At 38.7% G+C, this 18,803-nt stretch carries 32 protein-coding genes; 25 read left to right on the top strand and 7 right to left on the bottom strand.

The genetic code is table 11. The features are described from left to right. Positions 1–100 precede the first annotated feature (100 nt). Positions 101–1,516 carry a pyruvate kinase gene (gene pyk / locus BXY64_RS11945; protein ID WP_120240226.1) on the top strand — a complete coding sequence of 472 codons (1,416 nt, stop codon included), beginning with the start codon at positions 101–103 and terminating at the stop codon, positions 1,514–1,516. Between the two features lie 55 nt (positions 1,517–1,571). On the opposite strand, the gene BXY64_RS11940 is transcribed toward pyk, so the two are convergent. Continuing rightward, a complete protein-coding gene (locus BXY64_RS11940) occupies positions 1,572–2,135 on the bottom strand; it encodes a HupE/UreJ family protein (protein ID WP_120240225.1) in 564 nt (187 codons plus the stop codon). A 572-nt stretch (positions 2,136–2,707) separates the two neighbouring features. Then, on the bottom strand, positions 2,708–3,535 hold the full coding sequence (locus BXY64_RS11935; RefSeq protein WP_120240224.1) for a LexA family transcriptional regulator: 828 nt from the start codon (positions 3,533–3,535) through the stop codon (positions 2,708–2,710). A 39-nt stretch (positions 3,536–3,574) separates the two neighbouring features. On the opposite strand from BXY64_RS11935, the gene BXY64_RS11930 reads away from it, so the two are divergent. The 24 genes from BXY64_RS11930 to BXY64_RS11815 all read left to right on the top strand — a co-directional run bounded on the left by BXY64_RS11930 (position 3,575) and on the right by BXY64_RS11815 (position 15,214). Then, positions 3,575–3,793, top strand: a complete 219-nt coding sequence (locus BXY64_RS11930; protein WP_120240223.1) for a hypothetical protein — start codon at positions 3,575–3,577, stop codon at positions 3,791–3,793. A 23-nt stretch (positions 3,794–3,816) separates the two neighbouring features. Then, complete coding sequence (locus BXY64_RS11925; RefSeq protein ID WP_120240222.1) at positions 3,817–5,841, top strand: hypothetical protein; 2,025 nt, start codon at positions 3,817–3,819, stop codon at positions 5,839–5,841. A 19-nt stretch (positions 5,842–5,860) separates the two neighbouring features. Further along, on the top strand, positions 5,861–6,763 hold the full coding sequence (locus BXY64_RS11920) for an AAA family ATPase (RefSeq protein ID WP_120240221.1): 903 nt from the start codon (positions 5,861–5,863) through the stop codon (positions 6,761–6,763). Next, complete coding sequence (locus tag BXY64_RS11915; protein WP_120240220.1) at positions 6,760–6,987, top strand: hypothetical protein; 228 nt, start codon at positions 6,760–6,762, stop codon at positions 6,985–6,987. Before BXY64_RS11920 ends, BXY64_RS11915 begins: the two co-directional genes overlap by 4 nt. An 11-nt stretch (positions 6,988–6,998) precedes the next feature. After that, positions 6,999–7,490, top strand: coding sequence for a hypothetical protein (locus tag BXY64_RS11910; protein ID WP_120240219.1), 492 nt, complete (start codon positions 6,999–7,001; stop codon positions 7,488–7,490). Then, positions 7,490–8,125: a P-loop NTPase family protein gene (locus BXY64_RS11905; protein WP_120240218.1), complete on the top strand. Its 636-nt coding sequence runs from the start codon at positions 7,490–7,492 to the stop codon at positions 8,123–8,125. Before BXY64_RS11910 ends, BXY64_RS11905 begins: the two co-directional genes overlap by 1 nt. A gap of 7 nt (positions 8,126–8,132) precedes the next feature. Further along, positions 8,133–8,564 (top strand): hypothetical protein, encoded by a 432-nt coding sequence (locus tag BXY64_RS11900; RefSeq protein ID WP_120240217.1) that lies wholly within the window; start codon positions 8,133–8,135, stop codon positions 8,562–8,564. Continuing rightward, positions 8,564–9,019 (top strand): hypothetical protein, encoded by a 456-nt coding sequence (locus BXY64_RS11895; RefSeq protein ID WP_120240216.1) that lies wholly within the window; start codon positions 8,564–8,566, stop codon positions 9,017–9,019. The genes BXY64_RS11900 and BXY64_RS11895 overlap by 1 nt, the downstream gene beginning before the upstream one ends. Continuing rightward, positions 8,961–9,263, top strand: a complete 303-nt coding sequence (locus BXY64_RS11890) for a hypothetical protein (protein WP_147375982.1) — start codon at positions 8,961–8,963, stop codon at positions 9,261–9,263. Before BXY64_RS11895 ends, BXY64_RS11890 begins: the two co-directional genes overlap by 59 nt. Continuing rightward, positions 9,254–9,481, top strand: a complete 228-nt coding sequence (locus tag BXY64_RS11885; protein ID WP_120240214.1) for a hypothetical protein — start codon at positions 9,254–9,256, stop codon at positions 9,479–9,481. Before BXY64_RS11890 ends, BXY64_RS11885 begins: the two co-directional genes overlap by 10 nt. A gap of 2 nt (positions 9,482–9,483) precedes the next feature. Beyond that, entirely contained in the window at positions 9,484–10,173 is a 690-nt protein-coding gene (locus tag BXY64_RS11880; RefSeq protein WP_120240213.1) for a DUF3164 family protein, read from the top strand. Then, entirely contained in the window at positions 10,130–10,348 is a 219-nt protein-coding gene (locus tag BXY64_RS21710; RefSeq protein ID WP_120240212.1) for a helix-turn-helix domain-containing protein, read from the top strand. The genes BXY64_RS11880 and BXY64_RS21710 overlap by 44 nt, the downstream gene beginning before the upstream one ends. Before the next feature lie 11 nt (positions 10,349–10,359). Then, positions 10,360–10,770: a DUF4406 domain-containing protein gene (locus BXY64_RS11870; protein WP_120240211.1), complete on the top strand. Its 411-nt coding sequence runs from the start codon at positions 10,360–10,362 to the stop codon at positions 10,768–10,770. Then, positions 10,767–11,342: a helix-turn-helix domain-containing protein gene (locus BXY64_RS11865; protein WP_120240210.1), complete on the top strand. Its 576-nt coding sequence runs from the start codon at positions 10,767–10,769 to the stop codon at positions 11,340–11,342. The genes BXY64_RS11870 and BXY64_RS11865 overlap by 4 nt, the downstream gene beginning before the upstream one ends. After that, complete coding sequence (locus BXY64_RS11860) at positions 11,339–11,530, top strand: hypothetical protein (RefSeq protein ID WP_120240209.1); 192 nt, start codon at positions 11,339–11,341, stop codon at positions 11,528–11,530. Before BXY64_RS11865 ends, BXY64_RS11860 begins: the two co-directional genes overlap by 4 nt. A gap of 21 nt (positions 11,531–11,551) precedes the next feature. After that, positions 11,552–11,890 carry a hypothetical protein gene (locus BXY64_RS11855; RefSeq protein WP_120240208.1) on the top strand — a complete coding sequence of 113 codons (339 nt, stop codon included), beginning with the start codon at positions 11,552–11,554 and terminating at the stop codon, positions 11,888–11,890. Between the two features lie 29 nt (positions 11,891–11,919). Further along, positions 11,920–12,270 (top strand): hypothetical protein, encoded by a 351-nt coding sequence (locus tag BXY64_RS11850; RefSeq protein WP_120240207.1) that lies wholly within the window; start codon positions 11,920–11,922, stop codon positions 12,268–12,270. Between the two features lies 1 nt (position 12,271). Next, positions 12,272–12,664, top strand: coding sequence for a DUF7694 domain-containing protein (locus tag BXY64_RS11845; protein WP_120240206.1), 393 nt, complete (start codon positions 12,272–12,274; stop codon positions 12,662–12,664). Between the two features lie 16 nt (positions 12,665–12,680). Next, the gene (locus BXY64_RS11840) at positions 12,681–12,887 is read left to right on the top strand and encodes a hypothetical protein (protein WP_120240205.1); all 207 of its coding nucleotides are present in this window, start codon (positions 12,681–12,683) and stop codon (positions 12,885–12,887) included. Between the two features lie 185 nt (positions 12,888–13,072). Next, a complete protein-coding gene (locus BXY64_RS11830) occupies positions 13,073–13,294 on the top strand; it encodes a hypothetical protein (protein WP_120240203.1) in 222 nt (73 codons plus the stop codon). Beyond that, positions 13,248–13,781 carry a hypothetical protein gene (locus BXY64_RS11825; protein ID WP_170150641.1) on the top strand — a complete coding sequence of 178 codons (534 nt, stop codon included), beginning with the start codon at positions 13,248–13,250 and terminating at the stop codon, positions 13,779–13,781. Before BXY64_RS11830 ends, BXY64_RS11825 begins: the two co-directional genes overlap by 47 nt. Before the next feature lie 83 nt (positions 13,782–13,864). Next, a complete protein-coding gene (locus BXY64_RS21220) occupies positions 13,865–14,074 on the top strand; it encodes a hypothetical protein (RefSeq protein WP_147375980.1) in 210 nt (69 codons plus the stop codon). A gap of 20 nt (positions 14,075–14,094) precedes the next feature. Next, positions 14,095–14,664: a hypothetical protein gene (locus tag BXY64_RS11820; protein WP_120240201.1), complete on the top strand. Its 570-nt coding sequence runs from the start codon at positions 14,095–14,097 to the stop codon at positions 14,662–14,664. Between the two features lies 1 nt (position 14,665). Next, on the top strand, positions 14,666–15,214 hold the full coding sequence (locus BXY64_RS11815) for a hypothetical protein (RefSeq protein ID WP_120240200.1): 549 nt from the start codon (positions 14,666–14,668) through the stop codon (positions 15,212–15,214). A gap of 148 nt (positions 15,215–15,362) precedes the next feature. Here the strand turns inward: BXY64_RS11815 and BXY64_RS11810 are convergent, their stop codons facing one another. From BXY64_RS11810 to BXY64_RS11790, 5 genes are all read right to left on the bottom strand, one after another. Then, the gene (locus tag BXY64_RS11810; protein ID WP_120240199.1) at positions 15,363–15,791 is read right to left on the bottom strand and encodes a hypothetical protein; all 429 of its coding nucleotides are present in this window, start codon (positions 15,789–15,791) and stop codon (positions 15,363–15,365) included. A 46-nt stretch (positions 15,792–15,837) separates the two neighbouring features. Continuing rightward, positions 15,838–16,248, bottom strand: a complete 411-nt coding sequence (locus BXY64_RS11805; RefSeq protein WP_120240522.1) for a phage virion morphogenesis protein — start codon at positions 16,246–16,248, stop codon at positions 15,838–15,840. Positions 16,249–16,446: 198 nt separating this feature from the next. Then, complete coding sequence (locus BXY64_RS11800) at positions 16,447–17,202, bottom strand: phage head morphogenesis protein (protein WP_147375979.1); 756 nt, start codon at positions 17,200–17,202, stop codon at positions 16,447–16,449. Then, positions 17,190–18,347, bottom strand: coding sequence for a phage portal protein family protein (locus BXY64_RS11795; protein ID WP_120240197.1), 1,158 nt, complete (start codon positions 18,345–18,347; stop codon positions 17,190–17,192). The genes BXY64_RS11800 and BXY64_RS11795 overlap by 13 nt, the downstream gene beginning before the upstream one ends. Positions 18,348–18,359: 12 nt before the next feature. Further along, positions 18,360–18,779 (bottom strand): DUF1320 family protein, encoded by a 420-nt coding sequence (locus BXY64_RS11790; protein WP_120240196.1) that lies wholly within the window; start codon positions 18,777–18,779, stop codon positions 18,360–18,362. Positions 18,780–18,803: the final 24 nt, after the last annotated feature.

Genomic DNA, 18,803 nt, shown 5'->3' with positions numbered 1-18,803 from the left:
TACATCGTTTGCAATTTATGCTATAGAATATTTGCCTATAGCCTTGTGGTAATATTGCCTATCTTTGTATTGCCAAAACTAATAATGAAAGAGTTTTTCTATGAAGAAGCATACGAAAATTATTGCAACGATTTCTGACAAGAGATGTGATGTTGAATTTCTTACACAACTTTTTGAAGAGGGTATGAACGTTGTAAGGCTAAACACAGCACATCAAACACATGCCGATGCACAAAAAGTGATTGACAATGTAAGAGCTGTTTCAGACAGAATAGCATTACTTGTGGATACAAAAGGTCCTGAGATCAGGACAGTAGATGTTGAAGATGATTTATTCCTTAATAGTGGTGATAAGATTAAAATTAAGGGAAAGAAGGAGGATGAAGAGGCAGGTGACTGCTTGTTGGTTAGCTACGAAGATTTTGTAAATGATGTAGAAGTAGGTAAGAAGATCTTGATTGATGATGGAGAACTTGAGTTATTAGTTATTGAAAAGCATGATGACTTCTTGCTTGTAGAGGCTAGAAACGAAGGTCCAATTAAAAATCGAAAGAGTGTAAATGTACCTGGAGTTTCTATCAAACTACCTTCACTTACTAAAAAAGATAGAACTTTTATCGACTTTGCTATCGAACAGGATATTGATTTTATCGCTCATTCCTTTGTTAGAAACAAAGAGGATGTTATTGAAATTCAAAAAATCCTGGATAAATATGATTCCAAAGTTAAAATCATAGCAAAAATAGAAAATCAGGAAGGTGTTGATAATATTGACGAAATTCTTGATCATGCGTATGGTATAATGGTTGCAAGAGGCGATTTGGCTATTGAAATACCTGCACAAAAATTACCTGTTATTCAACGAAAAATCATTAGAAAATGTATGGAGCGTAAAAAACCTGTGATTATTGCAACGCAGATGCTCCATTCAATGATTAAAAGTCCTAGACCAACACGTGCAGAGGTTAGTGATATTGCAAATGCAATATATAATAGAACTGATGCTATCATGCTAAGTGGAGAAACTGCTTATGGTGATTATCCGGTTGAGTCGGTTCGTACAATGAAAGAGGTTGCCATTGAGGTTGAGAAAGAATTGTATCCTGATACAAGAAAGAATTTTGTGCCTAGTAACCAGGAGTTAACAGCAATTTTGGCTCGATCAGCAGTAAAATCATCTCAATTACTTCCTGTAAAAGCAATTGTAACCGATACCTTAACAGGAAGAACAGGCCGTTATCTTTCAGCTTATAGAGGAACTTCTCCGGTTTATGCATTGTGTTATTCAAAAAGAGTTATGCGAGAATTGGCTCTTTCATATGGAGTTGAAGCTGGTTATAGAAAATTATTAGCTAGTAGAGATGAGTACGTGAAACAATCGATGTATACTTTAATGGAAAAGAAATACTTCACAGGTGATGATATGGTGATTATCATTGGAGGTAGTTTTGGTCCATCTAAGGGTGTTTCTTTTATGGAGATCAGTAAAGTAGATCAGTTGACACATAAAGTGTAACAAGATAATATTGAAGCAAAAAAAAATGCGAATCATCTCGATTCGCATATTTTATTTAATATCTCAAATAAATAAGAACCAAGGCTATTCCAATGCCAATTCCCGAAATGCAAAGCTTAAAGCTTTTCCTATCGGTTTTGAATACTGCAATGATTAAGGTAGAAGTCAACAATCCTGCTAAAATAACTATTAGGTATGAAGCCAATACTCCTAGGCTGTAACCCGATAAGTGAATGAATTTAAAGTTGCTCCCAAATGCTTTCAGGTAGTGTAAGCTAATACTCGTGCCAACTACTAATCCTATTAATGCGAAAAAATTGTATCGAATGGCATTTGCCGATAAGTTGTTTGAAATCACATGATGAACTCCAACTGCCAATAATGAAATTGCTGTTGCCAACCTGATGGTTGAATAGGAGAAATGTGTGATTTTAAAACATGCTAACAGTAATCCCACAAGAGAACCAATACCAAGGGCAAGAAAAAGTGAAAATAAATTTTTCCATTCTTTTAGCTGCAAAACAATCCCGAAAAGCAATAGAATCAAAAAATGATCAAAAAGAGATAATGAGATTAGATATGAAAAAGCGGATTCGAATCCGGATAAAAATTGTTGCATATTGTTCTTAAGTTATTTCCATTTAAGGGGATGAAAACGAATTGTACAAATTGATAATTGATTTTTAATTGATTATTAACGCTTTACGTTTTTGCCGTTTAAAACGAATTGTGCGGTTTGCTTTAATTGGCTTGAATTGAGGTTTAATTTTAAAGCGGTTTTTAAGCGGCATTTAAACGACAATTAAAACGATGCGAACAAATATACTAAGATTTGATTAAAACACGCTAGAATCAGGCGTTTATACGTACAGATTAAAGGATAATATACGAAGCGATTTCCATATTTTTGGAGGTCGCTTTTTAAATGCCTTTAAGTTTGTGACAATTTGATTCAAATTTAGATGGGGTTACAATTGGGGTTACAAATGGGGTTACAAAACACACAAAAAACAACCCAATGAAACGATAGAAACTAGCCTTTTGAATAACAAAATTTAAACAAAACGACATTTAAAAAGGGGTATAATACCACAAAATTAAACAGGTTAAAACATGAGAAATCAACTCAACTAAAAGAATATCAATCGATTGAGGTTGAGAATGTGAAAATGTAGCCGTAAAACGTGTGTGTTACTTGCCTTTTTTGAGTTGGGCCGCCAAATCGTCGAAGCGATCTTCGAGGCGTTGGAGCCTTGAATAATACTGATCGTGGATGTTTGGCATTTTTGCAGAAAAGTACCATTCGGCATGCCAAATAGTGTGTATTTCCTCGATTTGTAGATTGAAGTTTGGATAACTGGATTTATCGGGATTATCGGACATTAGAGTGATAAAGCCGCGTTCGATTCGGTTCTTTACCCTCTTTAAATATGCCTTACCCTCTTTATCGGATACTACATATATGTGCTCATCGCGCATGTGCTGCCACTCCTCTATTTCCAATAAGCGAATAACAACATAGCCGCTATCCTGTAGTGTTGGCGACATGCTATCGCCTTTTACACGTACGCATATATGGTAACCTTGCCCCAACATTTGGTCGGGCAATTGTATTGTATCTTCTTTGGTAATGTAATCTTGGTTAGCAAAACCACCGTTACCCGCTGCCACACTAATGTCGGTAACTGCAACGGCTTTGCCGCTTATTCCATGGTAAGCCCCTTTTGCATCTTGCACCAAATCAACTGATTCGCTTGGCTCTTTGTAAGAATTCTTTTTGAATGGTTGGCCCTCGCCAGTGATGAGCCAATTTAGATTAAGATCGTCGCATTTTGCGAATATTAGATCATAGTTAATGGTGTTTCTACTCTTCCAACTTGATATAGTATTGCGCTTAACCCCTAAAAACTCGGCTAAGACGCTATCTGTATCTAGCTGATAGGCAGATTTTAAGCGTTCTATTATTTCAATAGTCGCGATTTGTGACTCTTTTTCTTGTTTGTTCGCAGATTGTGACATATATTTGTACCAGTAACGGTACAAACATACGACAGAAAAATGGATTTAGAAGAATTATTAGCAAAAAAACGAAGGGGAGATGTTGCGTTAGTGGCTGAAATGATAGGCGAAAGCCTGAATAACACTGGCAAAATTCTACGCAGCGAAGAAAAGAAGAAACACAAAGAAGCTGTCGCCGCCCTTGGGAAGATAATCGCAAATCGCGAATATCTGATAAAAGGAACTGAAAACTCTGAGGAAGAAACTACCGAAAAGTAAATTTTAATTATCACAACTCACTCGTGGAATACTATAATAACATACTATGTGTTGAATCTGGCTGGCTGATTAGCGAGGGCATTGTAACTGAAAGTAATTACAAGGCTCTTAAAAAACGCGGTTGGTTAAAGTCTGAGCGCCGTGCTTGTAAAGGTACACCCGGACTTATTGCCTTTGATAGTATTCCCGAGCGTTTTAAAAAGGTAATAATTGCCAAGGTTGGCGATCCTCATAAAACTACGAAGCACTCACAATTTAAGGCAATGATTTCGCCCGATGCTGAGGCCCTTGAGTTTTATAGTTCGTACCGATTGGAGGATGGGCGAAGCTTACCCGAAAAAGCAATACAAGAATATTGTACAAATGCCAACATATTAAATGCGTTAATAAGGTTCGATAGTGATAAGGTTGCAAAGCGTAGAGCTTTAGGTGGAAGTGCAAGGGGTGTTTGGGATAAAATGGCTCAGGTGGTTGAGAGCCTAAAAGACGAATACCCCCACACTCTTCCGGCAAACAGCCGACGACTAAAAGACCGTTTGAAGAAATACAAAGACGAGGGATATATGGCCCTTGTGCATAAGAACTACTGCAACGACAATAGCCGTAAGGTTTCGGCAGATATGGAGCGCTTGATTTTATCGCTTTATACATTACCAAATAAACCATACTCGAAAAGTGTTCATGATTTGTACTTACAATTTTTAGGTGGTGCAATTGATGTGGTTGATATGCAAAGTGGTGAGGTGTTTGATCGCGATGCATTTGTAGATAAGAATGGTGTTCCTGTATTTGTGAGTGATTCTACTATATGGAATTACCTGAACAATCCGAAAAACCGTGCAATTGTTGACATGGCAAGAAATGACAGCCACGCTTATAATAATATGCACCGCCCTCACCACCACCGTACCGCTCCTGTTTACTCATTGAGTAAGATATCAATGGATGACCGCGACATACCGCACAAATTATCGGACGGTACACGTGTGAAAGCTTACTATGCTTACGATGTTGCCAGTGGTTGTGTAGTTGGTGCAAGTTACAGCCGATTGAAAGATAAGAGCTTATTTATTGACTGTATGCGAGACATGTTCCGCAATATTTATAACTGGGGTTTTGGCATGCCTATGGAAGTTGAGGTTGAGCACCACTTGGTAAATCAGTACAAAGATGACTTTATGAAAGCGGGCGTTTTATTCCCATTTGTACGTTGGTGTAATCCTGGTAACTCGCAAGAAAAAAGAGCTGAGCATTTTAACCGCGCCAAGAAGTACGGGTATGAAAAGAAATATCAGGAAGGAATAGGCCGTTTTTACTCGAAATTAGAGGCCAACCGACCACCACAAGAAAAGATATTTGATGCGGAAAACAACAACTACAAAACCAAGCACAAATCGTTTGACGAGGTTGTTGCCGACGATCTATTTACAATAGAGAAATACAACAACGATTTGCACCCTAAGCAAAAGTTATATCCGGGTAAAACCCGCATGCAAGTAATGCAGGAAAATCTTAATCCTGATTTGGCGAATATTGACAAGCCAGTACTTGCAAAAGCAATTGGCGAAAAGGTGAAAACAAGTGTACGTCGTAATCAATATGTACAGGTGCAATATGAGTTTTACCAATTACCAAGCGTTGAGACTTTAAACTTGCTAGAACCTAACAATTACAATGTAGTTGCCTACTACATCCCTAATCAAGATCAGACGATTGGTGAGGTTTACATTTACCAAGATGGTGAGTTTATCGCACAATGTAATAAGATACAGCGATACAACGAAGCAACTGCCGAACAGACCCACAAAGATTTAGAAGCTTATCAACAGCAATCGAAATATGTATCGGAATTTGATGCAATGACCAAAGGTGGCAAGAAATCACTTGCTAAGGTTGAGATAATTGAGAACAACGAAGAATATGCCGAGGAGAAAATTGAAACTGTAGCGATTACTCCCGACTTGAATGACTTCGACGATATAGAGGAAGAATTTGAAAATGATTATAGCGAAGAATTCTATACGCGTGATGCGATAGGAGATTTATAATAATTAACACACATATATCATGATTACAACAGAAGTTAAGAAAAGAATTATTGAGGCGATGCACGCCGCTCGTAAGAATTACTCATCTAATGCCAAGTTTGCAACGTCTATTGGAATTGCATCGGCACAACTTAGCCGTGTATTTAATGGCGAATTAAATGGTGTTTTATCCGATCCTAAATGGTTAACCATTGCACGCCGTTTAGATGTTCATATCGGTAACACCACCGAAATGATAACGGCTGCCACTCCTGTATTTAAATACATAACAGGTCAGCTTTCTACTTGCCAACAGTTCTCGTTAAGCGGGATGCTTTGCGATGATGCTGATATAGGTAAAACTTACGCAGCAAAATGCTTTGTAAAAACTGCTAAAAATGCGGTTTATGTGGATTGTTCGCAGGTTAAAACCAAGCAAAAGCTTGTGCGACATATTGCGAAAGAATTGGGATTAACTCATACTGGTAGATATCAGGACATATACGAAGATGTTGTTTACTATCTGTGCTCTATTTCTTACCCGATTATTATTCTTGACGAGGCTGGCGATTTAGACTATGGTGCATGGTTGGAGCTTAAAGCACTTTGGAATGCTACCGAACGCCGTTGCGGTTGGTACATGATGGGAGCCGATGGTTTGAAGGACAAAATTGAGCGTAATATGGGCCGCAAAAAGGTCGGATACGTTGAGATTTTTAGCCGTTACGGTGGCAAGTTTGAGAAAGACGGACGCATTAAGCTGCAAAAGGTTACTCCTGATGGTGGCGAGGAAAAGAAAAAGTTTATTCGCCAACAGGTGCAAATGATTGCCAAGGCTAATGGTCTTAATAACACGCAAGAAATTTACGCACAAACTGGCGGCTCTCTTCGCCGAATTTACACAGAAATTCAGAAACGTAAAGCACAGGAGGCACAGGCATGATTAAGGTACACTTTGAAGATAAAGGGCAAGATTTCCTTTGGTGGAAAATAACAGCTCAAGGCGCAGTTGTAGATTGTGGCCCATTTCAAAAAAGCGTTTGGTGCGGAAGCTTCGTTTATTTAGAGACAGTAGTAGTAGGGCAAAAGCTAGAGTTTGTTTCCAAAACAGGAAATCCCTTAATGCTTAGTTATGAAACCATAAAAATTGAGGAGGTTGAGGCATGATACTACCATTTATGACAAAGTTTCCAAGTGGAACTCCCACCTATTTTGTAGAAAAGATTCTTGCTTGTACTGGTTGTGAGGATTTGCCTGACTCAACTTTAGAACGATTGGCGGAAATGATTGCTCCTGAGGTTGAAAACGGTGACTGGATGATACCTGAAATGGTTGAACAATTTAGACCAAAAATACACACCATTCGTGTTGATGCCAAAAACAGGTGGAAGCCCGGCAATAAAATCCATTTCGTAATCAATAACCGAACTAAGAACTACCTACAGTTTGCCCCGGTAATGACTTGTGTTTCGGTTCAGGATATCGAAATCATTTACCCTACTGAATATGTCAACGATTTGATTGTGATTATAGATGGTAGACGACTTAGCCGAAATGAAATGTATGAACTTGCTTGGAATGATGGTTTTTCATACTTGGCTCAGTTCGACCAATATTTTATGGAAGGATTTAAAGGAAAATTAATTCACTGGACGAACCTAAAATACTAATGACTACTACGACCCTAAAAAGAAAACGAGCTGTAACTGTATCTGAGATATACACCAAGAAATACAACACTTTGCCATTTGATGGTGCGTGGAAAGCATTTGTTGGAGAACCCGAATTAACTGGCGCTTGGATTGTGTGGGGAGAATCGGGAAATGGAAAAACCAGTTTTGCACTACAGCTGACAAAATATTTTGCGACACTAGGTAAAAAAGTGGCTTACGATTCATTAGAGGAAGGCGCATCGCTGAGTATGAAAAACGCCTTTATGAGAACAGGAATGGAGGAAGTAAAGCGAAGAGTAATACTACTTGATGCCGAGCCAATAGATCAACTGATTGAACGATTACAGAAAAGAAAAAGTCCTGATGTGGTAATTATTGATTCGCTTCAATATACAGGAATGAAATACCAGGACACACTTGATTTAAGATCGATGTTTCCAAAGAAACTATTCGTTTACATCTCTCATGCGGACGGTAAAAAACCCGCTTCAAGGGTTGCCGTTTCGGTTAAGTTCGACGCTTTCGTGAAAATACGAGTTGAAGGATACAAGGCATTCCCGATTAGCCGTTACGGCGGTGGCGAGCCTTACGTGATTTGGGAAGAGGGCGCAGCTGATTATCATTTACAATAAACAAGTCATGAGTACTGATACATTAAAAAAGCAATTATTAAGAAAGTTTCACAGCACATGTGCAAAGGCAGGTATGAGCGGCGAAGAAAAGACCGCTTTACTCTCAAGTTTTGATGTTGAAAGCTCTGCCGATTTAAGCGAATCGCAGTTGAAATACATCATTCGCATTTTGGAAAAGCAAGCCAATCCTGAAGGTGATCGACAAAGAAAGCGAGTAATTGCATCGATTGGCGGGTGGCTTAGAAAGTGTTCAATCGAGCATGATATCAATACCATTAAGTCGATTGCTTGTAGAGCTGCGGGAACCAAAAGTTTTAATCAAATCCCTCTATCGAAATTGAGAGCTATTTACTACGAGTTTAGAAACAAACAACAGGTAAATGCAGCATCGAATGAAGCTAAAGAAGAAATTTTAAATACTCTAATACTCTGTAACTAATGGCATCAACCGAAAACAAAATTTGCAAGGCACTAGGCATTAGCTCCGACACTTATAACGAAATGATGTACGAGTATGGATGTGCCTATTTGGCTAAGCGCACACAACAAATGATACAGGATAGCGGATGCATTGAGGAGCAAGCGCAAAAGTTTACCAATGTATTTCGACACTCTAAAATTTGGTGGAACTGGTGGCGACGCGAGTGGCAAGTGGTAGATCGTAAGTTTTTGCGATTGCCTAAGCACAGCATGGAAGCCTACACCATTTTACAGGAAGGCGCTAAAAAAATACCAAGCCAAACCGAAGTAGATTTTGTAATGGATAACCATGTTATCACCATGGATTTGGTTGAAGATGCACTAACAATACTAACCAATAAACAAACAACAAAGAATGATGATACTAAAAGTATTTTTTACGCCCGACGAGATAAAAAAGTTCTTCCGGGATAATGGATTTCAAGTAGTCACTCGAGAGTTCGGACGATTTGAAAAAGGATATCACAACCGGGACGAATGGGTAAAAGTTGACGAGGATGCTGTTGTGATTGATGGCAAATATGTAAAAGCCTCTGAATTATTCGAGAAAGTAACCGAGGCCAAAATAAAGAAAATGATTGCTCCTGAAAGCCTCGAAACCAAGCGAGTTATCGAAAGAACATTTAAGCAAATCAAAAACAAGCACCTATGCAATTAACAGTTAGTAAAGACACAGCAAAAGCCATTAGAAATGTGATTGGAATTATCGGAGGTGTTGCTACCTCAACCAAGAATAAAGATGGCTCTGTTAATCTTGAGCAATGCAAAGCAGACCTTAAGAAAATGGGCATTACTCCAAAACAGTTTAATGGCCTTGCAAAAGTAGCCGATCAAATACAAAATAAATTGAATCAAAAACCAAATAAAAAGAAGTAACAATGGATGTAAAAGAATTAAGCAAAGAAGAGTTAAAAGCTGAACTTGAAAGAAGAGAAGCTAAAGAAAAGAAAGATGCTGAAAAAGCCAAGCAAAAGTACGAAGGCAATCGTGACGATTTGGTGAAAAAGATGTGCAGCGCTGCCCTATACATTCATCAAATGATGAAAGAGTTTAAAAGCGAAAGCATTCAAAAGCTTGATGCTTTTTACGAACAAGCAAAAGCTTATGGCGATGTTCGTTCAACCAGTAAAGGCGGTTTTTCCTTACGCACTAGCGATGGTGAATACAAAGTAAGTTACGACCGCAATACTCAGGCCGATTACGACGAAAGGGCTGACATTGCTGAACAACAATTGCGTGAATTTCTTAAGCACATGGTTAAGAAACGTGATAAAGATAGTTATGAGTTGATTACACTTCTATTAGAACGTGGTAAATCTGGAAAATTTAACCCTGCAAATATTAATCAGTTAATAAAGGAAGAGAATCGTTTTAATGATCCGCGTTGGGTTAAAGCCATTCAGTTGTTTAAAGAATCGCATGAGGTGAGGTTGATTGCTTACTCAGTGAGCTTTTACACCAAAAACGCAGATACAGGGAAAGACGAGGTAATTAAGTTGAGTTTACCGAGTATTCCAACCATTAATGAACAAGACGATGGGGAAAGCAACGCAGACGCAACAGATTAAGCAATATTTAGAGAGTGGCGGCACATTAACCGCCCTCTCAGCTTTAGAAAAATTCGGGTGTATGCGATTAGCCGCCCGAATTAACGACCTCCGCAAGGATAAACTACCCATTGCCTCTCGCACCATTACAAAAGGTGACAAACGATTTGCCGAATACTATATAAATACCCTTTAAACAACAATTAAATGAAAGCAAAATGCTATTTAAGTGGCCCTGTAAGTAACCAACCTACTGGAAAGGTAAGAGCACAGTTTATGGCTGCGCAAATATTAGTAAAGGATGCCTTTCAGGCAGTAAATCCAACCGAAAACGTTAAGCCCGATGAAGATTGGGGCAAAGCTATGATTAAGTGTCTTAATGATCTGTTAGACTGCCAAGCCATTTTAATGTTACCGGGTTGGCAAGAAAGCCCCGGAGCAAGAATTGAGAGAGATTTTGCTGAGCGTATTGGCATGCGAATTCTTACCATTGAGGATGTTAACCCAAGATTACACGATTGCGAATGCGACGAGACACTTGTGGTTGTAAAAGGTTACGAGGCTTGTGTTATGTGTGGGCGTGTTCGTGAGGCTGAACTTAAAAAAGAAGTAGCATGAAACGAACTTTTCCGACAGAATTTCAATTTTTAGGCAATACCGATAGTAAATATATTATACGCGTGATTGCTGACGTATTTAAGGTTGATTTTAATGCAATTTTCACCCGCACAAAATACCGTCCTGTTGCTGATGCTCGTCAGGTATCGGCGGTTCTTTTGAACAAACTGAAAGGTTTTACTCATCAGGATATTGCTTGGTTGCTAGAACGTGACGTTAGTATTGTTTCTTATTCTAAGAAGGCTGTAAAAGATAAATTCGAATCAGACAAGGAATTTGCTGCAAAGTTTAATAAGGCTTTATCGCTTTTGATGGTTGGTAGAAATGGAGGAACACCAAAAGTCTTTGAAAACTTACAAGATTGTCTTGATCAATTGGAATTGTGCAACTATAAAGATGAGTATGGGCAATGCTTGGAAATGAACGTTGCATTTATTCAACTTAAGCATTACGCCAGCAAGAACAATATTACTCTTAAAAAAGTGTGTCCGCATTGTGGAAGTACAAAAGTAATCATGTTCACATCTGATTCGGATATGTGTCAGAACTGTAAAAAAGAGATCCTACCATGAGAGCAGTAAAACGAGCATTAGAACTGACAGGGAATTACGAGTTTCGCTCAAACTTTTGGGGTTCATTGGTACTGTATGTCGAAAGGGAGTTTGAATATGTTGACACCATAGACTCAACAGTTTCACCATCCTTTACACTTTGGCAAAAAGCCACCCCAAAAGATTTAAAAGAACTGGATTTGAGATAATTAATTACAACTCTAAAAGAAATGTTTAAAAGATTAAAACTAACAAATACAAAAAAACTTAAGAGTACTGCTAGTAAGTACAATCGTAAGAAGTTTAAAAAGCATGTGTTTGCTCTTATTCGAAGAATGAATAAAAACATTAAGGATACGGCAAACAAAGGTGAATTTATCTATCGCTTTAAGATAAGCGACGATTATAACACCAATTTCGACGAGGCACGTGTAGCCTTTAGGTGGTTTCGAAGGTACTCAGGGCTTACCATTTCCCATTATAAAGAAGAGTCTAATCAATATGAGTCGAAAAAAAAATTAACACATAAATGGGTAAGTGCTGTTAGTATGGATGTATCCTGGGCTTAAAAATTCATAACTCTAAAAGTTAGAAAAGCATGACACGAACTGAAAAAGAAGCAAAAGAAATCAAAGAGCTTAGAAACGGTCTGAAGAGGCAAGTTTCAGAGCTTGCCAGACTTGTGTTTGAAGATTCACTTGAGGACTTTAATAGAAAGTTCTGTATGACACTTGAGGTGTGCCATACTCATGTAGGATTACGCATTCATGATACTAACACATGTGATGGAATTGAAAATGTTGAAATGTATGGCTTAGATGACATCTTCGAGCCAGTAAACTTCATACACCCACTGGAAGGAATTAGACGAAATGTTAAGAAGGCTGATATTAAACTAAAAGACATGAAAGCCTTATTTCTTAAATACAAAAAACTTAACAACAAATAAAATGACAAGAAAACACGATAGACTAAGAAAGAAAGTAGGAAAAAACCAAATGCGTTATCCACAGGAAGCCTTTGCCGAGGTTGATGTAAAAGCCTTGGGGGATGCTCCTGAGTGGATGACACGAGCGTTTAGAAACAATTGGTACACGGTAATGATTAACGACAATGCCCAAACCGATAAAGGCACGGCAATTCGTGCCATGGTACAAAATCATTCTGATACTCCAATTCGAAACCATTGGGCCGAAATGCAGAATATCAAAAACAAGATATTTGGAGAGGAAGCCGTGGCGGTTGAGTACTACCCTGCCGAGAGTGAAATGGTAGACGATTTTAATATTTATTGGATGTGGGTTTTCCCGGAAGGCACGCTTCCGGTGCCAATTAATAATTAACAATTAGTAATTAATAATGAAAAAGGCGAAAAAGTTAATGGAGGAATGCAAGGCAAGGAACCTGAATTGCTCAATTACTTACCAACGAATGACCGATTACTCAGTTGAGGTTTACACTGGCTACGGTAAGAGCTACAAAAAGGTGTTTTATACAGATGGTCATATTAAGCCTAAAAAGGCAATTAAAAAGGGGCTTTTGTTTCTTCAACGATTAAGTGATTGATATGAGGAATAAAAAGAAGAGTGAGCCGAGCGCTTGGCACGTAATCAGGTTTGTAATTATTACCGCTACAATAACAGCAATTGTATGTAGAATTGTTCCTGAAGGGTTTAAAGTAAGCGTAGCTTTTTGCCTCGGCAGCTTTCAAATGATAATCTATTTTGAACGGTATATAATAAAGAAGTAAGATGGCAAACAAAGAGATAATAGATCCTGAAAGACTAAAAGAAATGTTTGCAGATCAACAGCAAGAACGAAAAGCATTCGTGCTGTTGCCAAGCATTGAAGGGTTTACGGTTTTTGAAGTAGAAATAGGCTGTGCAAAGTTAGCTTTAACGGCACAGGCATTAAAAGAAAACAATGATGCATCAACCAAAAAAAGACAGAACGACAAGCCCGCCCAAAGGTAAAAGTGTTCACTTGGGTAAATGTAGAGTTTCGGGCCAATTTTACGCCATGATAGTTCATATGAGTATTCAATTGGTGGCTGATAAAACCTATGGAATTGTTGGTTTAGAAAATCCTGATAAGGTTTTACAGCAACTTAGTGAACTTGGAGTTAATGTAAAGGCTGAGCCTATGTATGCAAGTAGTCCGAAAGTAATTGGTTATTGCAACACAGGTGATGAAATTGACTTTATAAAAGAATTGAGAAAGCCAAAGCAGATCGGTTATGTTTTTTCATTAATTAAAAATCAAAACAACAAGGAAATGGCAAAAATAGGAACAATTGAAGTTTATAAACTATCCAACGGAACAAACGAATTTATCACTCATGATTTGGATGGAATAGTACACGAATTAGAGAACATGGAGGCAGGCGAAAAGTTTACGGTTTCGTTTGAAGAAATGAACAATGATGAATTTGTTAATTTACCTGAATTTGAAGGGTGGTGAAAAAAGAAAATCGATAAAAGAGACGCATTGCCATGCGTCTCTACACAAAACAAATTATTATATTTACAAAAAGACCCTAAGAAATGGCGTACAACCGACGAAACTACTTAATTACTGTTTTGGAAATACAGGAAGTTTATTTAAAGCATCGTGATAACCACACGCAAAAGTGGATATACGAGAATTTAATTTATCCGAACTGGCGAATTTCACAACGTACGCTTACCAATTATTTAAGTATTAACGCCCGCAAAGAATTGAAGGAACTTGATGCGGAGTTAGTAAAGGTTTAAAATATTTAATATCACAACTCATGAAAAAGCTATTACTATTAATCGCAATTTTTGCCCTTTCTTTTGGGGCAAATGCTCAACAAAAAGCCTTTGGCGATTACTATTTTGGAATGACTAAAAAAGAGGCTAAAACGGCCTTTAAAGCCAATAAGGAAAACCACAGAATTGAAATAGGTGGTTGGGAATTTATTGCTACTCCTTTTAATTGTGAATTTGGTGCCGATGGTTTGTGTCAGGTATCTATGTATCCACAAGCTCAGCCAATGAAAATGTATTTGGATAGAGGGAATACTGAGTTATTGCTGAAGGAAATTAAAGACATTTTTACGGCAGCCGGATACGAAACCGAAAAGGAACATGTTTTTTGGCCTAAACCTAGCCTTATGGATGGTGATTCGTATTGTATTATAATGCGTAGTAAGGCAACACAAAAGTTTGTGATTGTGCGTATGCCTAATGTTATGAAATCGATTCGTGACAACTACGATGTTTGGATTGACATTGTGCCACAAAGTCACGCCGATAAACTGGCAGAGATGAAAAATAAGCGTGTGAATGATAAGGCTGATGAATTAAAAAGTAAGTTGTAGTATGGAAATCCTTGATTTTTTAACAACAAACTGGAAATACTTAATGTCCGCAGTTATACCTGTGGGCATTTTTATTGCGGGTATGTATTTTCAAAATAGAACTAGAATTAAAGCTAATCTTGAAATAAGATTGATTACAATGGATGGTGTGATACAAAATTCAGTCGATCTTATAGCTGTAAATTTAGGTTCAAAGAAAACCTATATAAAATCATTTGGATTCATATTTAACGGCAAGCAAATACCTGTTAAAATGCTTGATCTTAATGAAGATATACCAAATCATGTTTTTGACGTAGAAAAGAATTATCCAATATTAGGAGCCTTTGCACCTTTAAATGAGGCTCCAAGATTGCTTTTAAAGAATTGTAATAGTTTGGAAGGTGGCCAGATGGCTGTGGCTTTTTTTGAGGCATTCGACTTAGAGGATACAATATTTGAACAAAAGACTAGAAACGTTAAGGGGTTTATTGAACTTCAAAATGGGAAAAAGAAAACTGTATCCATAGATATTGAAAAGCTCATAGAAATAAATAAAAGTTTAGACTAAAACAAAAGGCTACCAAAACGGTAGCCTTTTTTAGTATCTTTCGGATATGAACAATTATAAAAGAAACCTATCAAAACGAATTCACAGCAATGTACTTTATGGCCTTGTGTTGATTGCTATACTTGCCGCTTTGTATTTCTTAGGAATTTTATAATAACTTCTTACATTCAAAATCGAGCATCGTAATCATCCAACCTTTGTAGCGGTGCCAATGTTGCCAACCCCTTAAAATCAACTTGTCGGTTAAGTTTTCGCCCTCGCGTTGTGGGATGTGTTGGTCTAACATATCTTGAACCTCAGAGGCAACAGCTTCGTGAGCATCTACCTCGGCATCGGGAATGCCTTCACCATTTTTAAGAATGTTTTGTGTGTACACATGTACGCGAATTCTGACAGGAGCTCGGCGTTTCATTTTACTGATATCGTCGAATTGTAATTTATCGGGAAATTCGATAAAAAATCCAACTCGGAAAGGCCAACCCGCTTCCTCGTATTGTACATTGTACCATTGGCAATCTTCACCTGCTGAAATGGTGTTTAATTGGCCTTTAATGTCTTTGTAAATGTTGTTTAACATTGGTTTGTGTGTTGCGTAAAGACGCACGACAGTGCGTCTCTACAGATTATTTGAATATGTCGTCGGCTAGTTTGTCTAGCTTGTTTCCTATGCGAGAGTCTATGGCTGCACTTGGGCCTATCATTTCGCGCTCGGGCATTTTAAAGCCCGGAGGTCTACCTGCTTTTAATCCTTCGTTGTGAACGGCTGCGTAAGGCAATGAACTTGTAAAGGCTACCTGCGTGGCTGTTGATGTGGTTTCGTTATCCCATGAGCGGCGAAGCTTGCCAGTTTTTTGCAACATGCCGTGCTGTTTGCCTCGCCTTTTGCCTTTGGTGTAATTGCGCAAAGTGGAGCGTTTACGGCTTTTCCACTTTTTGTATTTACCCGGCGATGTTTCGAAGCCACGATGTTTAAAATTATCGTGAATGAAATCAAGCCCCTCAACTTTGGCAATATTGGGCAAGCGCCTTACCATTTGAGGTATGCGTGTTTCAATTTGCCTTAGTTTTCGTTGAAAGCTGTTATTCATTGCAATGAGTAATTAATAATGAGTAATTAACAATAGCACCCCTCTGCCTGTCGGCATCTCCCCTAAAAGGGGAGAAATGTTTATTGTAGTTTCTTCTCAAGTCCACACTTAGTACATCTTTTATGAGTGTAACATCCAAGCATTTTAATCCTCCTTTAGATATTGAGTTAAAAATTTATTTGCCTGATCCGTGATTTGTTTAGACTCTTTTTTGTCAACATCGGCTTGATATCCGTTGCTATCTGCAAAGAGTTTTTTGTCGATACCCGGATTGAAATCAAAGCCTTTGTCTGGCTTATCTGCCTCGGGTTCCTTGGTTGGTTCCTTGTCGGTTTGTGTAACTGAACAACGGCAGCCCCAACCGTTTGGCGGATAATATTTGTTCCAAAACTTGTCGGTAATTGGCAAAACGGTGCCGTCGAGCTTGGCATGTTCAGGGCGTGTTTTGCTATCGCCAACCGCTCGGTATTCCAAATTTGGATACAAGTCGGCATTTTCGGCAAATCCTTCCCATTTTACAGCCATTTGAGCATTAGCCACCGCCTGATCGTATTCAGTCTTTAGCCACCTTTTGTTGTATTGCTCGGTAATTGGCTGAGCTGCCTTTTTAAATTCGTTCCAACTTACTGGCTTGCCATCCTTGTCTGTTAGTAAATCGCGTAAGGCCGCCTGTTCGTTGTGGTTTTTAAATGCTGCAAAGCTTGCTGCATTTGCCCTTAGTTCCTCAGCCAGTTGGACATATTGGTAATCGGTGGTAAATTCAAGGCCCGCCTCTTCAATCGATTTTACCAAGCTTTCGAAATTGAGTAGCCACATTTCGTAATCGACACCTGCAATACCTTTAAAGAATCTTTTTAACCAGGATTCGAGCGGGTTGCTTTCGGCCTTTACGTTTGCCAAGGATACTGATCTACCGGGCTTTTTTTTTTACCACCCTCGTCTGGATCATCTACCACTGCATCGTCTTTTTCCTTTGCGGTTTTTGGGTCGAGCTGTGGAAAGCGGAACTCAGCATTATCAGGAATTGGATAACCGTGGTAGCGCAAGAATGGGAATAACTCAAAGTTGATGACATTGGAAATACGGCGCAATCTACTGGCGTGGTAATCATCCAGTATGCCTTCGTGAACCTCGGCAGCACCAACATAAGCCTTTTCGTCGGATGTTCCTGTTTGTCCGTTGATCATTTTGGCAATTTCCTGATTGCACACTTCAACATTATCCTTGTAAATCAAATGTCCGCTCCCGGCGCTCGAATCTTCCAAGGTTTCAATCACGTCATCGGAGTCAACAATCATGTATCCATTACGCGAAAAGTTAGCAGCCGCACGTTCCTTTTTATCCAACTCGGTTTCGTCGTCGGAATCGGTTTTGTAAATAACGCGAGGTGCTCCCCATTTTTCGGAATGCTGTGCCCAATCGCCACGAGAAAACCCTTTTAAAATTACCTCTCTGCTGATTGCTTCAAGTAAACCAATGTCGTCGGTTTCTCCCATTTCGAAAAGAAAAAGCGCCTCAGGATCATCGCCAAGAGGAATGCCGGAAGTATCGGTACTCTCAATTATAATATTGCGATTGAATGGGTAAATGTTGGTGCGCGGGAAAACCTTGCAGCCAAGGAACTCGCCATTCTCATCTTGTTGTCCAAACTCAACAACTGTGTAGCCCCACTTTTCGGCTTCAAAGCAAATCTTAATCCATTGAGCAAACCAAGGTTTACAAAATAGCTTGGTAAGATCTTCAACCTCTTTTTTATCAATTTCCACAACAAAAGGAGCTGCCTGTAATTTGTTAACAGCGGTTTGAGATTGAGTAATAACCTGCCCATCCTTAACCGCTTTTTTGTAAATCAAATACAACTTTTCCCACGATGGGTTACTTGTATCTTGAGCCTCGTCAACAGCATCGTTTAAATTGCCAATTTCCATAACAACACGATCGGGCTGTGGCTTGTTTACCTCATTACTCATGCGTTTGCTATTTTTAGCTGGCGCAGTCTGCTTTGAATCTGTTGACTTGTTTAATAATCTATCTAATAATCCCATGCTTAACCAATTTTAGAATATGCTATTATTGCGTGGAGCATCGCCACCGCTTCGAAATTTGCTTTTGTTTGTGCCATCGCTGGATTTTAATGGCTTAAGGGTTGTGTGCATTTTACCTGAGGAAATGGCACGAATGTCTTTTACCTCTTTGGTATAGTTTGAATCCACTCGCTCGGGTATTTCATCATCAATAACCGTGTTGTAGAGATAGAAAACTGTAATGGTAACCATCATGCGCTTTATTTCTTCATTGCGCTGTGCTCCTACTTTCCCCAATTCAGCATCTATATCAAATCGCCCGCGTAAGGTGGCAAGTTCACTAATAGCCAATTGCTCGGCTTCATTCAGATTTTCATCATTCTCGCCGCGAAGCCTATTCAAAACCGTTGTTGAAATAGTGCCTTTAAAATCCTGTTCAGTTAAAAAATCCATCAATATGAGGTGTTAAACATTAAT

The sequence above is a fragment of the Marinifilum flexuosum genome (assembly GCF_003610555.1).
GTDB classification, from domain to species: domain Bacteria; phylum Bacteroidota; class Bacteroidia; order Bacteroidales; family Marinifilaceae; genus Marinifilum; species Marinifilum flexuosum.
Note: the sequence above shows the minus strand (reverse complement) of the source record. Positions and strands in the feature narration are given on the sequence as shown.

What these genes read in the sequence shown, in the direction of transcription:
- BXY64_RS11850 (WP_120240207.1), top strand. Translation starts at nt 11,920, where the DNA reads ATGACACGAACTGAAAAAGAAGCAAAAGAAATCAAAGAGCTTAGAAAC.
- BXY64_RS11890 (WP_147375982.1), top strand. Translation starts at nt 8,961, where the DNA reads ATGATGATACTAAAAGTATTTTTTACGCCCGACGAGATAAAAAAGTTC.
- BXY64_RS11790 (WP_120240196.1), bottom strand. Translation starts at nt 18,779, where the DNA reads ATGGATTTTTTAACTGAACAGGATTTTAAAGGCACTATTTCAACAACG.
- pyk (WP_120240226.1), top strand. Translation starts at nt 101, where the DNA reads ATGAAGAAGCATACGAAAATTATTGCAACGATTTCTGACAAGAGATGT.
- BXY64_RS11820 (WP_120240201.1), top strand. Translation starts at nt 14,095, where the DNA reads ATGAAAAAGCTATTACTATTAATCGCAATTTTTGCCCTTTCTTTTGGG.
- BXY64_RS11815 (WP_120240200.1), top strand. Translation starts at nt 14,666, where the DNA reads ATGGAAATCCTTGATTTTTTAACAACAAACTGGAAATACTTAATGTCC.
- BXY64_RS11865 (WP_120240210.1), top strand. Translation starts at nt 10,767, where the DNA reads ATGAAACGAACTTTTCCGACAGAATTTCAATTTTTAGGCAATACCGAT.
- BXY64_RS11940 (WP_120240225.1), bottom strand. Translation starts at nt 2,135, where the DNA reads ATGCAACAATTTTTATCCGGATTCGAATCCGCTTTTTCATATCTAATC.
- BXY64_RS11885 (WP_120240214.1), top strand. Translation starts at nt 9,254, where the DNA reads ATGCAATTAACAGTTAGTAAAGACACAGCAAAAGCCATTAGAAATGTG.
- BXY64_RS11920 (WP_120240221.1), top strand. Translation starts at nt 5,861, where the DNA reads ATGATTACAACAGAAGTTAAGAAAAGAATTATTGAGGCGATGCACGCC.
- BXY64_RS11845 (WP_120240206.1), top strand. Translation starts at nt 12,272, where the DNA reads ATGACAAGAAAACACGATAGACTAAGAAAGAAAGTAGGAAAAAACCAA.
- BXY64_RS21220 (WP_147375980.1), top strand. Translation starts at nt 13,865, where the DNA reads ATGGCGTACAACCGACGAAACTACTTAATTACTGTTTTGGAAATACAG.
- BXY64_RS11910 (WP_120240219.1), top strand. Translation starts at nt 6,999, where the DNA reads ATGACAAAGTTTCCAAGTGGAACTCCCACCTATTTTGTAGAAAAGATT.
- BXY64_RS11810 (WP_120240199.1), bottom strand. Translation starts at nt 15,791, where the DNA reads ATGTTAAACAACATTTACAAAGACATTAAAGGCCAATTAAACACCATT.
- BXY64_RS11830 (WP_120240203.1), top strand. Translation starts at nt 13,073, where the DNA reads ATGGCAAACAAAGAGATAATAGATCCTGAAAGACTAAAAGAAATGTTT.
- BXY64_RS11900 (WP_120240217.1), top strand. Translation starts at nt 8,133, where the DNA reads ATGAGTACTGATACATTAAAAAAGCAATTATTAAGAAAGTTTCACAGC.
- BXY64_RS11935 (WP_120240224.1), bottom strand. Translation starts at nt 3,535, where the DNA reads ATGTCACAATCTGCGAACAAACAAGAAAAAGAGTCACAAATCGCGACT.
- BXY64_RS11860 (WP_120240209.1), top strand. Translation starts at nt 11,339, where the DNA reads ATGAGAGCAGTAAAACGAGCATTAGAACTGACAGGGAATTACGAGTTT.
- BXY64_RS11895 (WP_120240216.1), top strand. Translation starts at nt 8,564, where the DNA reads ATGGCATCAACCGAAAACAAAATTTGCAAGGCACTAGGCATTAGCTCC.
- BXY64_RS11840 (WP_120240205.1), top strand. Translation starts at nt 12,681, where the DNA reads ATGAAAAAGGCGAAAAAGTTAATGGAGGAATGCAAGGCAAGGAACCTG.
- BXY64_RS11905 (WP_120240218.1), top strand. Translation starts at nt 7,490, where the DNA reads ATGACTACTACGACCCTAAAAAGAAAACGAGCTGTAACTGTATCTGAG.
- BXY64_RS11855 (WP_120240208.1), top strand. Translation starts at nt 11,552, where the DNA reads ATGTTTAAAAGATTAAAACTAACAAATACAAAAAAACTTAAGAGTACT.
- BXY64_RS11795 (WP_120240197.1), bottom strand. Translation starts at nt 18,347, where the DNA reads ATGGGATTATTAGATAGATTATTAAACAAGTCAACAGATTCAAAGCAG.
- BXY64_RS11805 (WP_120240522.1), bottom strand. Translation starts at nt 16,248, where the DNA reads ATGGTAAGGCGCTTGCCCAATATTGCCAAAGTTGAGGGGCTTGATTTC.
- BXY64_RS11825 (WP_170150641.1), top strand. Translation starts at nt 13,248, where the DNA reads ATGCATCAACCAAAAAAAGACAGAACGACAAGCCCGCCCAAAGGTAAA.
- BXY64_RS11880 (WP_120240213.1), top strand. Translation starts at nt 9,484, where the DNA reads ATGGATGTAAAAGAATTAAGCAAAGAAGAGTTAAAAGCTGAACTTGAA.
- BXY64_RS11870 (WP_120240211.1), top strand. Translation starts at nt 10,360, where the DNA reads ATGAAAGCAAAATGCTATTTAAGTGGCCCTGTAAGTAACCAACCTACT.
- BXY64_RS11915 (WP_120240220.1), top strand. Translation starts at nt 6,760, where the DNA reads ATGATTAAGGTACACTTTGAAGATAAAGGGCAAGATTTCCTTTGGTGG.
- BXY64_RS11930 (WP_120240223.1), top strand. Translation starts at nt 3,575, where the DNA reads ATGGATTTAGAAGAATTATTAGCAAAAAAACGAAGGGGAGATGTTGCG.
- BXY64_RS21710 (WP_120240212.1), top strand. Translation starts at nt 10,130, where the DNA reads ATGAACAAGACGATGGGGAAAGCAACGCAGACGCAACAGATTAAGCAA.